Raw genomic sequence first — 14,394 nt, forward strand, 5'->3', positions numbered from 1 at the left:
GTGATTGACACCCCCGAATCATACCAAGAGGGCTTTTTTTATTCAAGTCCCCGAAAAAACTTCTAACAGGAATGCTCCTTTTTCAAGAAAAAAAGCTGCCAATAGACAGCCTTAAGATTGAACGGATGCGTTGATCCTTATTTATTCCGCTTCTTTTTTTATGTCCGTTAATAATTTCGGATACTTCCTCTCATACACTTCATAAAGCGGCGAAAACTTCTCCATCCATTGTCTGCGCTCTTTTTCGGTCAGGACATGAATATGGATGTGTGGATTTTTTAACATTTGCTGATATTGCTCCTCGTTTAGCCGATTCGCCTGCTCCATATTCCAACGAGTGGTTTCATTCAGCGCATCAACAATTTGCTTTTGAATCGTGTTCGGAATCTTGTTCCAAAAGTCTTGATTGACCATGACGACATATCCTAAATAACCATGATTGCTCATCGTCAAATAGGGATGAAATTGGTAAAAACTTTTCGAATAAATATTGGAGATGGTATTTTCCTGCCCATCAAATTCGTCTTTTTCTAGCAATTCATATATTTGATCAAAAGAAGCGACGACCGGGTTTGCTCCTAACACTCGAAATTGTTTTTGAATCACTTTGTTTGGCATGATGCGGAATTTTTTATTTTGGAAATCCTTTGGTTCTTTTACAAACGTTTGTTGATTAATCATCTGTTTAAAACCATTTCCCCAGAAGGCCAATCCTTTAAACCCTTTCGCATCCAACATTCCTAAAAGATTTTTTCCTGTGTCCCCTGTTAAAACCTTTTCGACATGTCGGCTGTTTTGAAAAATAAACGGCAAATCCAAAACTTCCCATTCTGGTACTAAGTCAGCCACTTTTGAATAAGAGGGAGCGATCATTTGCACTTTTCCTTTTTTTAATGCTTCTACCTCATCATTATCGGAATAGAGAGAACCGTTCGGAAAAATCACGACATGCACCCGTCCGTTTGTCTTTTTTTCAATCAGTTCCTTAAATCTTTGCGCAGCTAAACCTTTCGGAGTATTTTCCGCCACCACATGGCTAAAATAGATCGTAATTTGACCTTTTAAACCTTCTTGTTCATCATCATAAACGGGAGTGTCATGTTGAAAATATGCCGCAATGTTTGGAAAGAAAAAAAGAGAACAAACCATTCCTATGATCAAACAAATAACGATCCAAATTCCTTTTTTCATTGCCACCACACCATTTTGAATATTAAATGTTACCACCATTTTACCTTGTCTATCTAACAGCCGACAAATGAAATAACGGGTTTGAACCGCTTGCGCATACATATCCTTGGAAACAGGTGAATTATGATAAAATAAAGAAAGAGTTTTCAGTTTAAAAGAGGTCGGTTTATGCAGCGTTTACCTATTCAATTCAAAATTACCGGGTTAATTTTTTTCATCGTCTGTTTATCGCTTCTTTTTGGCGGTTTATTCATTGTCGGCGATTATTTTGAGCAAAAGGAAGAAAATTTAAAACAACAATCAGTCTTGGCCGCCCGCACTGTTGCCGCACTTCCTGAAGTCAAGAGAGGACTTGCCGGAGATGAAAATGACAAAAAATTAATCCCTTCCGTCATTGAGCGCCTTCAATTTATTAATGGCACAGAATATATAGTTGTTCTCGATATGGAGCGCACTCGGCTTTCGCATCCGATTCAATCGATGATCGGCACGAAATCGAAAGGGGCTGATGAAGGGCCGGCCTTCACTGAACATACCTATACATCAAAAGCAAAGGGCGAGATTGGGACCGTTATTCGGGCTTTTGTTCCTGTCATGAATAAAGATCACAAACAGATTGGCGTCGTGATTGCTGCTTATAAAATGCCAGACTTGTCGGACTTGCTATCCTCTTTAAAGTCGCAAATCATCTTTTCATCTTTTCTTGTTCTGCTGTTTGGCGGGTTGGGAGCTTGGCTGCTTGCAAGACACATCAAAAGACAGATGTTTCATTTGGAGCCTTTTGAAATTGCCAAACTGCTCGTTGAACGGACAGAAGCGTTTAACGCCATGCATGAAGGAGTCATTGCCATTGATAAAAATGAACGCATTACCATTTTTAATGACCGTGCCAAACAAATGATGGGCATTGAGGGGGATGTGATCGGAAAACCAATTCGCGATGTGATTTCCGACACGAGGCTTCCGGAAATTTTAAAAATCGACCGCCCGATTTACAATAAAGAATTACATGTCCGAAATTTAAGCATTTTAAGCAACCGCATTCCGATTAAGGTAAATCATCAAACCGTTGGTGCCGTTGCCATTTTCCAAGATCGTACAGAGATCAAAAAACTGGCGGAGGAATTAACAGGAGTAAAAGCTTTCGTTCATGCTCTTCGCGTTCAAAACCATGAGCATATGAACAAATTGCATACAATAGCCGGCCTTATTCAGCTCGGACAACAAGAGAAAGCGCTGGAATACGTATTCAAAGAAACGGAAGAACAAGAAGAAGTGACAAAGCTTTTAAGCCAAAATATTAAAGACGAAAGCATTTCCGGACTTTTATTAGGAAAGATCAGCCGCGGGAAAGAGCTCGGTGTGAAAGTCATCATTGATCGCAACAGCCATTTGGAAAAATTCCCTCAAAACATTGATCATCATGATGTCGGCATCATTCTGGGAAATTTAATTGAAAACGCCTTTGACGCCTTTCAAGAAATAACGACAAAAGATAAAGAAATTTACATCAGCATCGACCAAAATGAAGAAATTTTTACTCTTTTCGTACAAGATAACGGCCCCGGCATCGATCAAACCGTATTGCCTTCTATTTTTAAAAAAGGATATTCGACAAAGAACAACCAAAATCAGGGCATTGGCTTATATTTAGTCAAACAAATCGTTGATCAAGCAAACGGCGATATTCAAGTTGAATCACAGAAAGGCATGGGGACTGCATTTATCATTACGTTTGAAATGTGAGGTGGGATGGCAATGGACAAAAATGTGAGCGTATTGTTAATTGAGGACGATCCTATGGTTCAAGAAGTAAATAAAAAATTCATTGAAAAAATAGAAGGTTTTGTTGTCATTGGGATTGCCGGAAACGGAAAAGAAGGAATGGATCTTGTGCGGGATTTGAAGCCTGATCTCGTTGTGATTGATATTTACATGCCTAATCAAGACGGCTTAGAAACTCTCAAGCAAATGCGCTCTGAAGGACATTCTGTTGATGTCATTGCCATTACAGCTGCCCGGGACATAGAAACGGTGCGCCGCGTTTTGCAAAACGGCGCTTTTGACTACATTATGAAGCCTTTCAAATTCGAGCGCCTACAACAGTCATTGCAAAAATATATGGAATATCATGTTCAGATGCAAGAAAAGGAAAAACTGACGCAAACGGATTTAGACACTATGCTGCTACACCATAAAAAGGGAAATCCAAAACCGGAAGAAGAACTGCCGAAAGGGTTAAACCAAGTAACACTCGAAAAAATCATCCATTTTCTAAAGCAGCAAATAGAACCGGTTTCCGCTGAAGAAGCCGCAGAAGGCGTTGGCATTGCCCGCGTGACAGCTCGAAGATATTTAGACTATTTGGTCAAAACGAAAAAAGTCAAACTCGACATTCAATACGGTAGTATCGGCAGACCTATTAACAAGTATCAGTATTACGGTGATATTTCAAAAAGGGAGGGGCAGCCTTAAACTGAAATAATTTTTGAGGATGAACCATTCAAGCCTGGATTCAAATCCCGTCATTTATCCCAGCAATTTTGGCTATAAAAATCATTTCCAGGCGCAAGCTTTTTATTCCCTGCAATGAAAGGATGACGCCGCTTCCAATCGCTGCAGCCTCCGAAAAATCGGCAATTGCCAACAAGGCATCCATCGCTTAAAATTCTTCTTCATAGAATCGTCATAAACTGAATCCAATTCATATTTTCAAAAATCTATGGTGTACTTCACCCGGACGTAAATCTTCTTTACGCCTTTCATTTTTGGCGCCATCAACAAAATCATTCACTTGCAAAATAATGGCTAAGCAACAATCGCTGCCAATGAGCAAAACTCATGATTTCAGGCTAAAATCCGCTAATACCGTGCAGCATTTTGCAAATGGCGGATTTTGCGCACTTTAGTAATTTGGCTCTTCCTCGATCCATGCCCCAGCCCGCGTTAAAAATCCATCACTTCTTCTGTAATAAGGATTAAATCCTGAATTTTGTGTAAAAAGGAAGCGGTTTGTTTTGCCGGGAGTCTAAGTTCGCTGGGCTGGGAGTGTGATATTACACAATAATTAGGACTTGGCTGTAATAAGGGGAAGTATTGGAGGCTCTCCGAAATCAATGTTGATTAAAAAACCGAGGCAGTCGCCCCGGTTCTATCATTTTTTTGCTTTGAGCTTAAAGAGTTTTGAAGAAAAATCGCCTGATTCATTGGCGCCGATACGGGCCTCAAAGATATCCTTCGTCAACTGAATGCCGACGTTCATCAGTTCGTCGCCGAAAAATGTGCCTTCGACTCCTTTAATTTCATATTCAAAATCGCCGTTTAGCCCTTTTAACAGAATGCGGGGATATCCGTGATTTGGCTTTGCCAGCACTTGATAGTAGCCTACAAGCGCTTCCTTTTGATCTTCTGAAACAACCATCCATGCCGTCACATTTCCGTCTCCGTCAAAGGGGCTTATTAATCGGTAAAACGTTCCTTTTTGAATCAATTCGCGATGATCTTTATAAAAGGCGATTTGCTTTTTGACAATTTCTTTTTCTTCCTCTGTCATTTTCGTGATATCCAATTCATACCCAAACATGCCAAAATATGCAACATTTCCTCTCGTATCCAAGCTTGTCATCCGTTTTACTTGATGGTTCGGCACAGCCGATACGTGCGCTCCCATTGAACTCAGCGGATAGGCGAACGATGTGCCGTATTGAATCTTCAAGCGTTCAATCGCATCTGTATTATCACTCGTCCAAGTTTGCGGTGCATAATAAAGCATTCCCGGATCAAATCGTGCACCGCCGCTTGCACAAGATTCAAACAGAACATGCGGAAATTCGCTCGTTAATCTTTCATACAAATCATACACTCCAAGAATATAGCGGTGAGGCACTTCTCTTTGCCGTTCCGGAGCGAGAGCCAAAGAACCGATTTCCGTCATGTAGCGGTTCATATCCCATTTGACATAAGAAATTTCAGCTTCTCTTAACACTTTCGCCATCATTTCATAAATATGGTCAACAACCTCTTTTCTGGATAAATCCAGAACATATTGATTTCTGCCATGTGATAAACGGCGGTTCTTCACTTGAATCAACCAATCCGGATGCTGCTCGTACAGTCTGCTCTTTTTCGATACCATTTCAGGCTCAAACCATAAACCGAATTTTAAGCCCAGTTCGGTAATTTTTTTGGCAATACCTTCGATTCCATTCGGCAGTTTCCGTTTATCGGCAAACCAGTCGCCGAGAGAAGTGGTATCATCGTCACGCTCGCCGAACCAGCCGTCATCGAGGACAAACAATTCGATGCCAAGATCTTTCGCCGTTCTGGCAATATCCAAGATTTTTTCTTCATTAAAATGAAAATATGTTGCCTCCCAGTTGTTGATTAACACCGGTCTTGTTTTGTCGCGCCACTGTCCTCTGGCCAATCTTGTCCGATAAAGGTCGTGGTACGCCTGACTCAACTTGTTCAACCCTTGGTCCGAGTAAACCATGACTACTTCCGGCGCTTGAAATTCCTCGCCGCTCTCAAGAAGCCAATTGAAGTCAAAAGGATTGATACCCATTGTAACCCTTGTTACATCATAATAATCAACTTCCACTTGAGCGAGAAAATTGCCGCTGTATACAAAATTGAAGCCATAAACTTCTCCGGAATGCTCGTTCGTTTCCGGACGCTTCAAGGCGATAAATGGATTTTGCTGCGGGCTGCTTGTTCCTCTTGTGCTTGATATACTTTGGATGCCAGTCTCCAGTTTTCGTACTTTCACATGTCTTTCCCTTGCCCAAGCCCCTGATAAGTGAACCATTTCAAAATCGGAGTCAAAGAAGTCAACGCTTGCACTCATGATTCGGGTAATATTCAATTTTTGGCTGCCATTATTGACGATTTTAACACTTCTGGTTAACACGTTTCTGTCATGATACACCGTGTAATAAAGATGAAGCTCCGCATCAATGACTTCATCATGCAAAATAATTTCCAATGTTGAAGCTTCTGTCGGATCTTCCACATATGTGGCCGGAAGCCCTTTTAGCTTTGGCTTTCCGTCAAAAATGGAATGGCTTTTATATTCAAAATTAGTAATTCTGCTTCCATCTTCTTGCAAGATTTGAATAGCAGGTTCTCTAAAATCGGTTGTTCCGTAACTAGGATATTCTTGCTTAATGACATCAAGCGAAAACGCCAAGTCGCCTTCAAAGACACATGCAAGATTCGGCCTCGCCTCCAATTTCAGCAAATGCGCAAAGCTTTCGCGATGACGGATTTTTTTCCCATAATATAAATGACCAAGCTGTTTGTTCTTTAACACGTTCAAAATATAGCTGAAGTCTTTTCCTTGAATATGAAATTCTTTCGTTTTTTCATTATATCGTATTGGCATATTGTCACATCTCCTTTGCAACTTCTAAACCTTTTATCCTTTTACAGATCCTGCAGCAAGTCCTTGTATAAAATACTTCTGCAATAGTAAAAATAAGACAAGCATTGGCATCATGGCGATCATCGATGCGGCAGCCACTAAATTGAGATTGTTCGTGTTCATGCCGAAAAATCCAGAAAGCGCGACGGTGATCGTTTTCACTTCTTCCGATTGAAGGAAGAAAATTGCAAATTGATAGTCATTCCAAATATAAACACATGAAATAATTAAAATGGAAGCTGTCACAGGTTTTAATAAAGGAAAAATAATTCTAAAAAATATTCCAACCGTACTGGCTCCATCAATTCTTGCTGCTTCCTCAAGTTCAGCAGGAATGCTTGAACGAATAAAACCGACATACAAGAAAATGGTTAAAGACATGTAGGCCGCCACATTGTTCAGAACGGCGACAGTCCGTGTGTTCATCATTCCAATGTCTACGACTAATTGGTAAAGAGGGACTAAAGCCGTAAGAGGCGGAATCACCATAATGGAAATAAACAGCATATACATAAACTGATTCAGTTTTGTTTTTCGTCTTGCCAGCGGATAAGCAGCCAAAGAACCGAAAATAATTAATAAAAGTGCAGAAAAAAACGTAATGATTGCTGTATTTGCCAGCCCTGTGCCGAGATGGGCGCGCTCCCAAGCTTCACTGAAATTTTCCCATTGAATGTAGTTTGGAAATTTCCATTTTGAACTAAAATCTGTCTTATCTTTAAAAGCCGTCGTGATTAAAATATAAAATGGGATTAAGTGAAACAAAGCAATGAAAAAGGCAATCAAAGACCAAAAAGATAGTTTTGGCTTTCTTTCGCTCATTACGCCTCAACCTCCTTGCGTCTGAAGAACAACAGGGCAGACAAGCTAATCACCAAAATAATGACAACCATTAAAACGCCTTGTGTAGCCGCATAGCCGGCAGCTTGTCTGTTAAAGTAAAGATCATACATAAACGTGGACATGGATTGGGAAGCATTCCCCGGTCCTCCGCCTGTTAAGGCTATAATGACGTCAAACAGTTTTAATCCGCCAATAATGTTGATAACCATATTAATGGTAATAGAAGGCATTAATAGCGGAAGAGTAATGTTTTTAAACTGTTGAAACGCCGATGCGCCATCGATTTGCGCAGCTTCATAGTAATCATTCGAAATACTTTGCAACCCGGCTAAATAAATTATCATCGCAACTCCGACATATTGATAGGTGTTGACAAAAACGATGATCCATGTGTTTAACTTAGGATTAGCCAGTGCATTGATCTTTTCCATGCCGAAATACATCAATAAATCATTGAGGGCGCCGCCTTGGAAGGCAAAAAAGAAATACCAGATATACCCCATAATAAGAGGGCTGATAATTACCGGAATATACACGATCGTACGGGTAAGCGTTCTGAAACGAATGTTTTTGTTGAGAAGAAGCGCATAAAACAATCCAATAATGTTTTGAAAAATTGTACTTCCGATCCCATATAGCAAAGTATTTTTCACAATCAGCCATGTATCAGGGTCTTTGAACATGCGTATATATTGCTCAAAACCTACATAATCATAGCTTTGCGAGAAGCCGTTCCAGTTTGTAAATGAGATTCGCAAACCTTTAAAGAACGGATAAATGATAAAGAAGGAAACAACCAATAAAGCAGGAAGGTACATCCACCAGAGGGAACTTTGATTATTCAGCCTTTTCTGTTTCGTATAGTTTAAAATTGCTTTTTTCGATTGTCCGTTCATTTTTTTCAGCTCCCACTACAATTGGTATAAAGGGGGACAGATTCATTTCATCTGCCCCTTTATATCGTTGTTATTTATTTTCCTCTCGTAATCTTTTATATTCTTCGGCCATTTTTTTGGAAACTTGATCAGGCGTCATAGAACCGGAAAGCAATTCTTGTCCAGTTGAGCCCATTACATCCCACATTCCGCTAGGCAAATAAACGCGGTCGAAATACGGTTGAACTTTTACATCTTTATATTTTTCATAATAATCAGAAAAATAGTTTTTTGCTTCAGCATTTGTCAAACCTGCCGGAAGTGATGTACCTTCAGCGATTTCTTTGACAATTTCAGGCTTAGACAAAAATTCAATGAATTTTTTTGCTTCTTTCTTATGTTTTGAATCTTTCCAAACTGCTAATGTATGGCGCTCGCCGCCAATCCAGCTTTGAACATCACCTTCATGAATTGCCGGCATCGGCATAATGCCCAATTTTATATCAGGATTCAACTCAGGGATGTCTTTTCCTAATAATCCTCCTCCAAAGATAAAGGCGATCTTTCCTTGAGCCATTAACTCATTCATTTGATGGTTTTGCGCCGTCAGCACATCTTCATTTAAAAGGCCTTTTTCTTGCATTTCTTTTAATTTTTGCGGAAGGAACGTATAATTTGACCAATCAAACTTGCCGTTTAACAATTCTTTTTCGAAGTTGTGCTCCGGATGAGTGACAAGAAGCGGTGTAGCAAATTGGTCAAAATATTGACCTAGCGCATTTTTGTCAGAGCCGGCAAACCAAAGCGGCGTTACTTCGCCTTTGCTTTTTTCTTTCACGGTTTCTAATGCTTTCATGAATTCATCAAATGTTTTCGGCGGTTCAATGCCGTACTTCTCTAAAATGGTTGCATTATATACAATGCCGTCCTTCGCTTGGTTTAAAGGATAAGCATACACTTTCCCGTTTTCATCCTTTAAAACCGTCTCGAGAGACGGATCCATGTCTTTTACCCAATCCATATCGCTTAAATCTTCAACATATTCTCCGTAACGAAGCTTTGCCCAGCCATGGGTGTCGAACAAATCCGGCATGTCATTGGCGGCCATTTTTACCCTCAGCATGCTTTCATACTCGCCGGCAGGATAATTGTATTCAATTTTAATATTTGGGTTTTCTTTCTCAAATTTTTTGATAACATTCGTCAATGTTTCTTGGTCAGCTTCATTTGTAACGGTTGAGTAAAGAGTTAACGTAACTTTCTCGTCTTTAGAAGAAGAGCCTCCCTTGTTGCACCCCGCTGCTAAAATGACAGCGATTACAACAAAAAGCAAAACTTTAAAATAATTCTTGATTTTCACTTTTTTATCCCCCTATATTGTTATAGATTGAAAATAGTACGCAGCTGATTTTAACCTCCTGTACTTTTAAACACCCCCTTTACAACAAGTAAACAAAAGGTATATTAAGTAAAATATTTTTATTAATTATCCTAATAGCAGAAACATCAAGAAAATTTTTACTAAATTTATAGATAAAATATATCAAAATATGAAAGCGGTGTCAATTCATTTCCCTAAATATTTTTACTAAAAATAAAGGTGATAAAGGGCCCTTTTTATTAAAAATCAGCGAAAAGTTAAGTAAAAAAGCCCTAAACGTTAAATGTTTAGGACTCCCTTTTTCATTCATTAATTTTTCAATCAATCTAATGCCCTGCAGCTATTGCGTATCACCAAATCTGTTGGAAGTTCAACTTTTACCGGAACTTTCCGTCCGTTTAATCTGTCAAACAATACTTTTGCCGCCATACTTCCCATTTCCTCTGCATAAATTTTTACTGTTGTTAACGGTGGACTTACAAATGCAGCCGTTTCAATATCATCGAAACTAATAATCGAAATGTCTTCCGGCACTTTAATATTGGCTTCCCTTAGAGCATGCAGTGCGCCAATTGCCATTGGATCGCTTCCGATAATAAAAGCCGTCGGCAGGCTTCCTTTCTTAATCGCCTGTTTCATGATCTTGTAACCTTCACTCGTCAGCCAGTCGGCAATGTATACATTTTCTTCCTTGAATAGTTTTTTTTCTTTCATGATTTTTTCAAACGTTTCTATTCTCGGATCGCGATTTTCAGACTTGCTCAAATTGTCGAGAGTTTTAATTTGCTGCACCCCGCCGATATAGCCGATATTTTGATGATTTAATTGAAATAAATAGTCAAGCACTTTGGCGGTGGCTTTCTTAAAATCTGAAATCACGACATCATATTTTACATGCGAGTCATTCGGGTCATAATCAATAAAGACGACATTAGAATTATGGTTATAAAATTCCTCCAAATTTTCGATATCTAAAGAGCCGATGACAATAATGCCGTCCAAGTTGCTCAGTTTTGAGGGATCACCATTGCTGTTTACCCGGTAAATCGTCGAAATTTCCATCCCAAGATCTTGGCAAGTTTTTTCGCAGCCAACTCGAATGGACATAAAATAAGGATCGTTATACTCATATTCTTCGGAATATATGATGACAAACCCAATATTAAAAGATTTTTTTTTCCCTTCTACCGGAAGTTTTTTCGTTTTTTTCCGCAGAGGTGTATAGTCCAATTGTTTTGCCGTATCCAAAATACGTTTTCTCGTATCCTCGGCCACAGATAATGTCGGGTCATTATTCAATACTCTTGATACAGTGGCAGTTGAAACATTTGCCAGCTTCGCAATATCTTTAATTGTCGCCATCTCCACAACCTCATTCTAAACATATTTTTTACTAAATTTTTCTGTCATTTTACCAAAATTTTAATTTACAAACAATAAAAAAGTCCGCGAAAATGGGGTAATTCGTTATTGCTGTAAAAAAGAAGGCATGATCATGTTTTTTTGGTTTTATAGAGCCTTGGAAAATGCTTTTCAATAGCTTAACCCACCTTGTTGATCAGAGACGATTACGCTTATGGGTTTCCTATGTTTCAGCCTTTCAAAAAACTTATGAACTATCCAATCGTTTTAAACAATCGGCCAATTTAGAATGCCAGCTTCTTAGCAGCCATTCAATAAAGGGCCTAAACGGATAGTTTAAAAAATAACAAATAATCGCCTTATAAAATCTTTATAATTGGAAGTTACACTTTCATTACGAGATTCATGAAATGTTTGAATCATCGGAAGTTGAATCGTGATTGTCTTTTGAAACTGGAGTAAACATTGAAACAGCCACCTTTTTGTTTCAGCAACACACACCTCTTTAAAGTTTCTTCAAGAGAAAGGGGAATCGAAAATGGAGAAATACATTTTGAAAACTCACCATTTGAGTAAATCTTTTGGCAAACAGTTAGCGGCAGACAATGTTTCTTTAAAGGTGAAAACAAACACGATCTATGGACTGCTCGGGCCAAATGGAGCCGGAAAATCAACGACTTTAAAACTGTTAACAGGGCTTTTACATCCCACATCTGGCGAAATTATATTTAACGGTCATCGATGGAGCAGAAAAGATCTTAAAGACATAGGTGTACTTATTGAATCACCGGGTCTTTATGGCAATTTGACCGCTTATGAGAATCTACTTGTTCATACAAAGGTACTAAATTTACCAGAGTCAAGGATACAAGAAGTGCTGAAAATAGTTGGTTTAGAAAATACCGGTAAAAAGAAAGTATCGCAATTTTCGTTTGGCATGAAGCAAAGATTAGGTATTGCTAAAGCACTTTTAAATCATCCAAAGCTTCTTATTCTCGATGAGCCAACAAACGGGCTTGATCCACTAGGTATACAAGAATTGCGCAAGCTTATAAGATCCTTCCCATTGCACGGAATGACTGTCATTTTATCAAGTCATATCTTATCAGAAGTGGAACAATTAGCAGATCATATTGGCATCATTCATCATGGAAAACTCAAATATCAAGGTGAAATCGAGAAAAATAAAGATTTAGAAAAATTGTTTATGGAAGTAGTCAGTGAAAAAACGAAATAGGGAGGAAATGAAATAATGCTCAATATGATACAGTCAGAAAATTTAAAATATAAACGTACATTTACAAAAAAAATTGTATATATTTCCCCTTTCTTTTTTATATTATATGCCATTCTTACAATGCCTACTATTCATTCAAAATATAATTATTTCGAATATACAGTATTCAATTGGTGGCCATTACTATTTATGCCGTTAGGGACAGCCTTGATATCTTCACTTTCTGCAATGAGGGAAAAAAAGTCAGGAAACTACAGAGTTTTACGATGTCATGATATGAGTTTAACACATATGTGGTTCAGTAAAATCATTGTGATTGCCCTATATACATTGTTATCATCTATTGAACTCATCTTCTTATTGTTCATATTAAAATTTTTTCTTCCTAACAGCATTACATCAGCAGTTGTAGTAATACAAGCAAGTCTTGCAGTTTGGGTCACATCTTTGGCATACATCCCTATAGGCTTGTTTTTGGCAGAACGATTCGGAACAGCGGTTTCTATTATTGTTAGTGTTTTAGGCATCGTCATAGGAGTAGTGATGGCCTCAGAACCTTATTGGATTTATATTCCGTGGAGCTGGGGAATGAGGCTAATGTCTCCTATTGTAGGTGTTCATCCAAATGGAACCCCGCTGGAAACAGGAAGTCCATTGTTAAATTCTTCTGTTATTCCAATGGGAATTGCCGTCTCGATTGTATTTTTTATTTTGCTGTCATTTGCGACAGCGATTTGGTTTTCTAAAAAAGAGGTGAACTGAATTGTCTTTTCTTCAAGTTCTATCTTCCGAATGGATAAAGACGAAGCGAACGGCGATTAGACTTATCGTGTTTGTCACACCAATCGTTTATCCAGTTTGTATGTTATGGTATTTTTCTAAATACAGTAATCCTTCATCATGGCAAATTAAGATATATAGCGGCTTTTTCGAGGTGTTAACAGTCTCTATACCTATCATTGTCTCTCTACTTACAGGTCTTATATCGTTTCAGGAAGAAAAATCAGGAAATTTTATCGGCCTGTTAGCAGAACCAGTTTCAAGAGCAAAACTTTATATGAGTAAACTAGTTTTGCTGATTTTATCAGCAATCATGGATATATTCTTGGCCACTTTCCTTATGCTGTTAGGGATGAGTTTTATATTACATGTAGACGATGTTCATTACGGATTATTTTGGCAAGGTGCACTGTTATCAGTGATTGGCTCGCTTTTTCTTTTTTCAATGCATATATTTATTAGCTTTGCATATGGGATGGGAGCGTCTATAGCTATTGGAGGGGGCGGTTTCCTTATTTCAGCTATCATTGGAGCAACCGTTGTTGGGGATGACATGTGGCCATTTATACCTTGGGCTTGGGCTGTTAGACTTGCAAAAATCCCCATATTGTTGATGCCTGAAGCAAAGCTTGCTAATGGAATACAGCCATCAGAGCTCTTTCTTCAAGAACTGATGAAAGGCATGATACCGGCGATTATATGTTTTGTGTTCGCAACAATCGGCGGAATAATATGGTTTAATCGATGGGAAGGAAACAAATCATATGAATAATAACAAAAACAATCTTGTAAAGCACGATGAAGCAGGAAAGGAGAAAATATGCATTGAAAAGAAAAAATTCTATATTTTCCCTTTTATTGATCGTTTCAATTTTTTTGGGAGGTTGTTCGCTTATAAGCGAGTTAAAACATACCGCAACAAAAAATATGGCGATTGATAAAAAACTACCGATATATGAATTAAACAAACAAAATTTTAAGGAAATAAGCTATAAAGATAAGACTTATATTATCCAAGAATCTGTCATTAAGCCTAGTTATTTACAAGAACCTATTGGGAGAGTTTCCGAAAGTATTACAATTAATGAAGAACATGAAATATTAAGCAAAAAAGAACTTAGAAAAGTTGAAGTTCTTCCAAATAAAAAAGAAGAAAAAAGATTTCATTATAACTTTGGCTGGGTATACAGCATAAAAAATACAAACCCAGACGAAGAAATAGCAGTTGTAATGCACCCCTTTGTCAAGACACAAATTGATAATATTTAAGTTATCCATTCTCTCCTTTCGCTATGAATGTGGT

13 protein-coding genes are annotated in these 14,394 nt (G+C 38.3%); 6 read left to right on the forward strand and 7 right to left on the reverse strand.

The annotated features are described in order from the left end of the window. Positions 1-141: 141 nt before the first annotated feature. Positions 142-1,191, reverse strand: coding sequence for a DctP family TRAP transporter solute-binding subunit (locus AC0KTX_RS15145; protein WP_474252947.1), 1,050 nt, complete (start codon positions 1,189-1,191; stop codon positions 142-144). Between the two features lie 168 nt (positions 1,192-1,359). On the opposite strand from AC0KTX_RS15145, the gene AC0KTX_RS15150 reads away from it, so the two are divergent. Together AC0KTX_RS15150 and AC0KTX_RS15155 are read left to right on the forward strand one after the other, a co-directional pair. After that, positions 1,360-2,937 carry an ATP-binding protein gene (locus AC0KTX_RS15150; protein ID WP_474252948.1) on the forward strand — a complete coding sequence of 526 codons (1,578 nt, stop codon included), beginning with the start codon at positions 1,360-1,362 and terminating at the stop codon, positions 2,935-2,937. 12 nt (positions 2,938-2,949) lie between these two features. Beyond that, on the forward strand, positions 2,950-3,666 hold the full coding sequence (locus tag AC0KTX_RS15155) for a response regulator (protein ID WP_474252949.1): 717 nt from the start codon (positions 2,950-2,952) through the stop codon (positions 3,664-3,666). A gap of 40 nt (positions 3,667-3,706) precedes the next feature. On the opposite strand, the gene AC0KTX_RS15160 is transcribed toward AC0KTX_RS15155, so the two are convergent. The 6 genes from AC0KTX_RS15160 to AC0KTX_RS15185 all read right to left on the reverse strand — a co-directional run bounded on the left by AC0KTX_RS15160 (position 3,707) and on the right by AC0KTX_RS15185 (position 11,074). Then, positions 3,707-3,850 (reverse strand): hypothetical protein, encoded by a 144-nt coding sequence (locus tag AC0KTX_RS15160; RefSeq protein ID WP_474252950.1) that lies wholly within the window; start codon positions 3,848-3,850, stop codon positions 3,707-3,709. Between the two features lie 495 nt (positions 3,851-4,345). Next, positions 4,346-6,574: an alpha-galactosidase gene (locus AC0KTX_RS15165; protein WP_474252951.1), complete on the reverse strand. Its 2,229-nt coding sequence runs from the start codon at positions 6,572-6,574 to the stop codon at positions 4,346-4,348. Positions 6,575-6,607: 33 nt separating this feature from the next. Then, on the reverse strand, positions 6,608-7,435 hold the full coding sequence (locus tag AC0KTX_RS15170) for a carbohydrate ABC transporter permease (RefSeq protein ID WP_474252952.1): 828 nt from the start codon (positions 7,433-7,435) through the stop codon (positions 6,608-6,610). Next, complete coding sequence (locus tag AC0KTX_RS15175) at positions 7,435-8,352, reverse strand: carbohydrate ABC transporter permease (protein WP_474252953.1); 918 nt, start codon at positions 8,350-8,352, stop codon at positions 7,435-7,437. The genes AC0KTX_RS15170 and AC0KTX_RS15175 overlap by 1 nt, the downstream gene beginning before the upstream one ends. A 70-nt stretch (positions 8,353-8,422) precedes the next feature. After that, a complete protein-coding gene (locus AC0KTX_RS15180; protein WP_474252957.1) occupies positions 8,423-9,685 on the reverse strand; it encodes an ABC transporter substrate-binding protein in 1,263 nt (420 codons plus the stop codon). A 348-nt stretch (positions 9,686-10,033) separates the two neighbouring features. Next, the gene (locus AC0KTX_RS15185; RefSeq protein WP_474252954.1) at positions 10,034-11,074 is read right to left on the reverse strand and encodes a LacI family DNA-binding transcriptional regulator; all 1,041 of its coding nucleotides are present in this window, start codon (positions 11,072-11,074) and stop codon (positions 10,034-10,036) included. Between the two features lie 538 nt (positions 11,075-11,612). Between AC0KTX_RS15185 and AC0KTX_RS15190 the strand changes: the two genes are divergently transcribed. From AC0KTX_RS15190 to AC0KTX_RS15205, 4 genes are read left to right on the forward strand one after another with little or no spacing between them, the layout of a single operon-like run. After that, positions 11,613-12,311 (forward strand): lantibiotic protection ABC transporter ATP-binding protein, encoded by a 699-nt coding sequence (locus AC0KTX_RS15190; protein ID WP_339197848.1) that lies wholly within the window; start codon positions 11,613-11,615, stop codon positions 12,309-12,311. 24 nt (positions 12,312-12,335) lie between these two features. Continuing rightward, complete coding sequence (locus AC0KTX_RS15195; RefSeq protein ID WP_474252958.1) at positions 12,336-13,073, forward strand: lantibiotic immunity ABC transporter MutE/EpiE family permease subunit; 738 nt, start codon at positions 12,336-12,338, stop codon at positions 13,071-13,073. 1 nt (position 13,074) lies between these two features. Continuing rightward, positions 13,075-13,863, forward strand: a complete 789-nt coding sequence (locus tag AC0KTX_RS15200) for a lantibiotic immunity ABC transporter MutG family permease subunit (RefSeq protein ID WP_474252955.1) — start codon at positions 13,075-13,077, stop codon at positions 13,861-13,863. Positions 13,864-13,916: 53 nt separating this feature from the next. Beyond that, positions 13,917-14,360, forward strand: coding sequence for a NisI/SpaI family lantibiotic immunity lipoprotein (locus AC0KTX_RS15205; RefSeq protein WP_474252956.1), 444 nt, complete (start codon positions 13,917-13,919; stop codon positions 14,358-14,360). Positions 14,361-14,394: the final 34 nt, after the last annotated feature.

It is taken from the genome of Aeribacillus sp. JST-2 (assembly GCF_056032925.1).

Excerpts from the sequence above, each read along its gene's own strand:
- AC0KTX_RS15145 (WP_474252947.1), bottom strand. The coding sequence starts at position 1,191 with ATGAAAAAAGGAATTTGGATCGTTATTTGTTTGATCATAGGAATGGTT.
- AC0KTX_RS15195 (WP_474252958.1), top strand. The coding sequence starts at position 12,336 with ATGATACAGTCAGAAAATTTAAAATATAAACGTACATTTACAAAAAAA.
- AC0KTX_RS15165 (WP_474252951.1), bottom strand. The coding sequence starts at position 6,574 with ATGCCAATACGATATAATGAAAAAACGAAAGAATTTCATATTCAAGGA.
- AC0KTX_RS15160 (WP_474252950.1), bottom strand. The coding sequence starts at position 3,850 with ATGGATGCCTTGTTGGCAATTGCCGATTTTTCGGAGGCTGCAGCGATT.
- AC0KTX_RS15155 (WP_474252949.1), top strand. The coding sequence starts at position 2,950 with ATGGACAAAAATGTGAGCGTATTGTTAATTGAGGACGATCCTATGGTT.
- AC0KTX_RS15175 (WP_474252953.1), bottom strand. The coding sequence starts at position 8,352 with ATGAACGGACAATCGAAAAAAGCAATTTTAAACTATACGAAACAGAAA.
- AC0KTX_RS15170 (WP_474252952.1), bottom strand. The coding sequence starts at position 7,435 with ATGAGCGAAAGAAAGCCAAAACTATCTTTTTGGTCTTTGATTGCCTTT.
- AC0KTX_RS15150 (WP_474252948.1), top strand. The coding sequence starts at position 1,360 with ATGCAGCGTTTACCTATTCAATTCAAAATTACCGGGTTAATTTTTTTC.
- AC0KTX_RS15185 (WP_474252954.1), bottom strand. The coding sequence starts at position 11,074 with ATGGCGACAATTAAAGATATTGCGAAGCTGGCAAATGTTTCAACTGCC.
- AC0KTX_RS15190 (WP_339197848.1), top strand. The coding sequence starts at position 11,613 with ATGGAGAAATACATTTTGAAAACTCACCATTTGAGTAAATCTTTTGGC.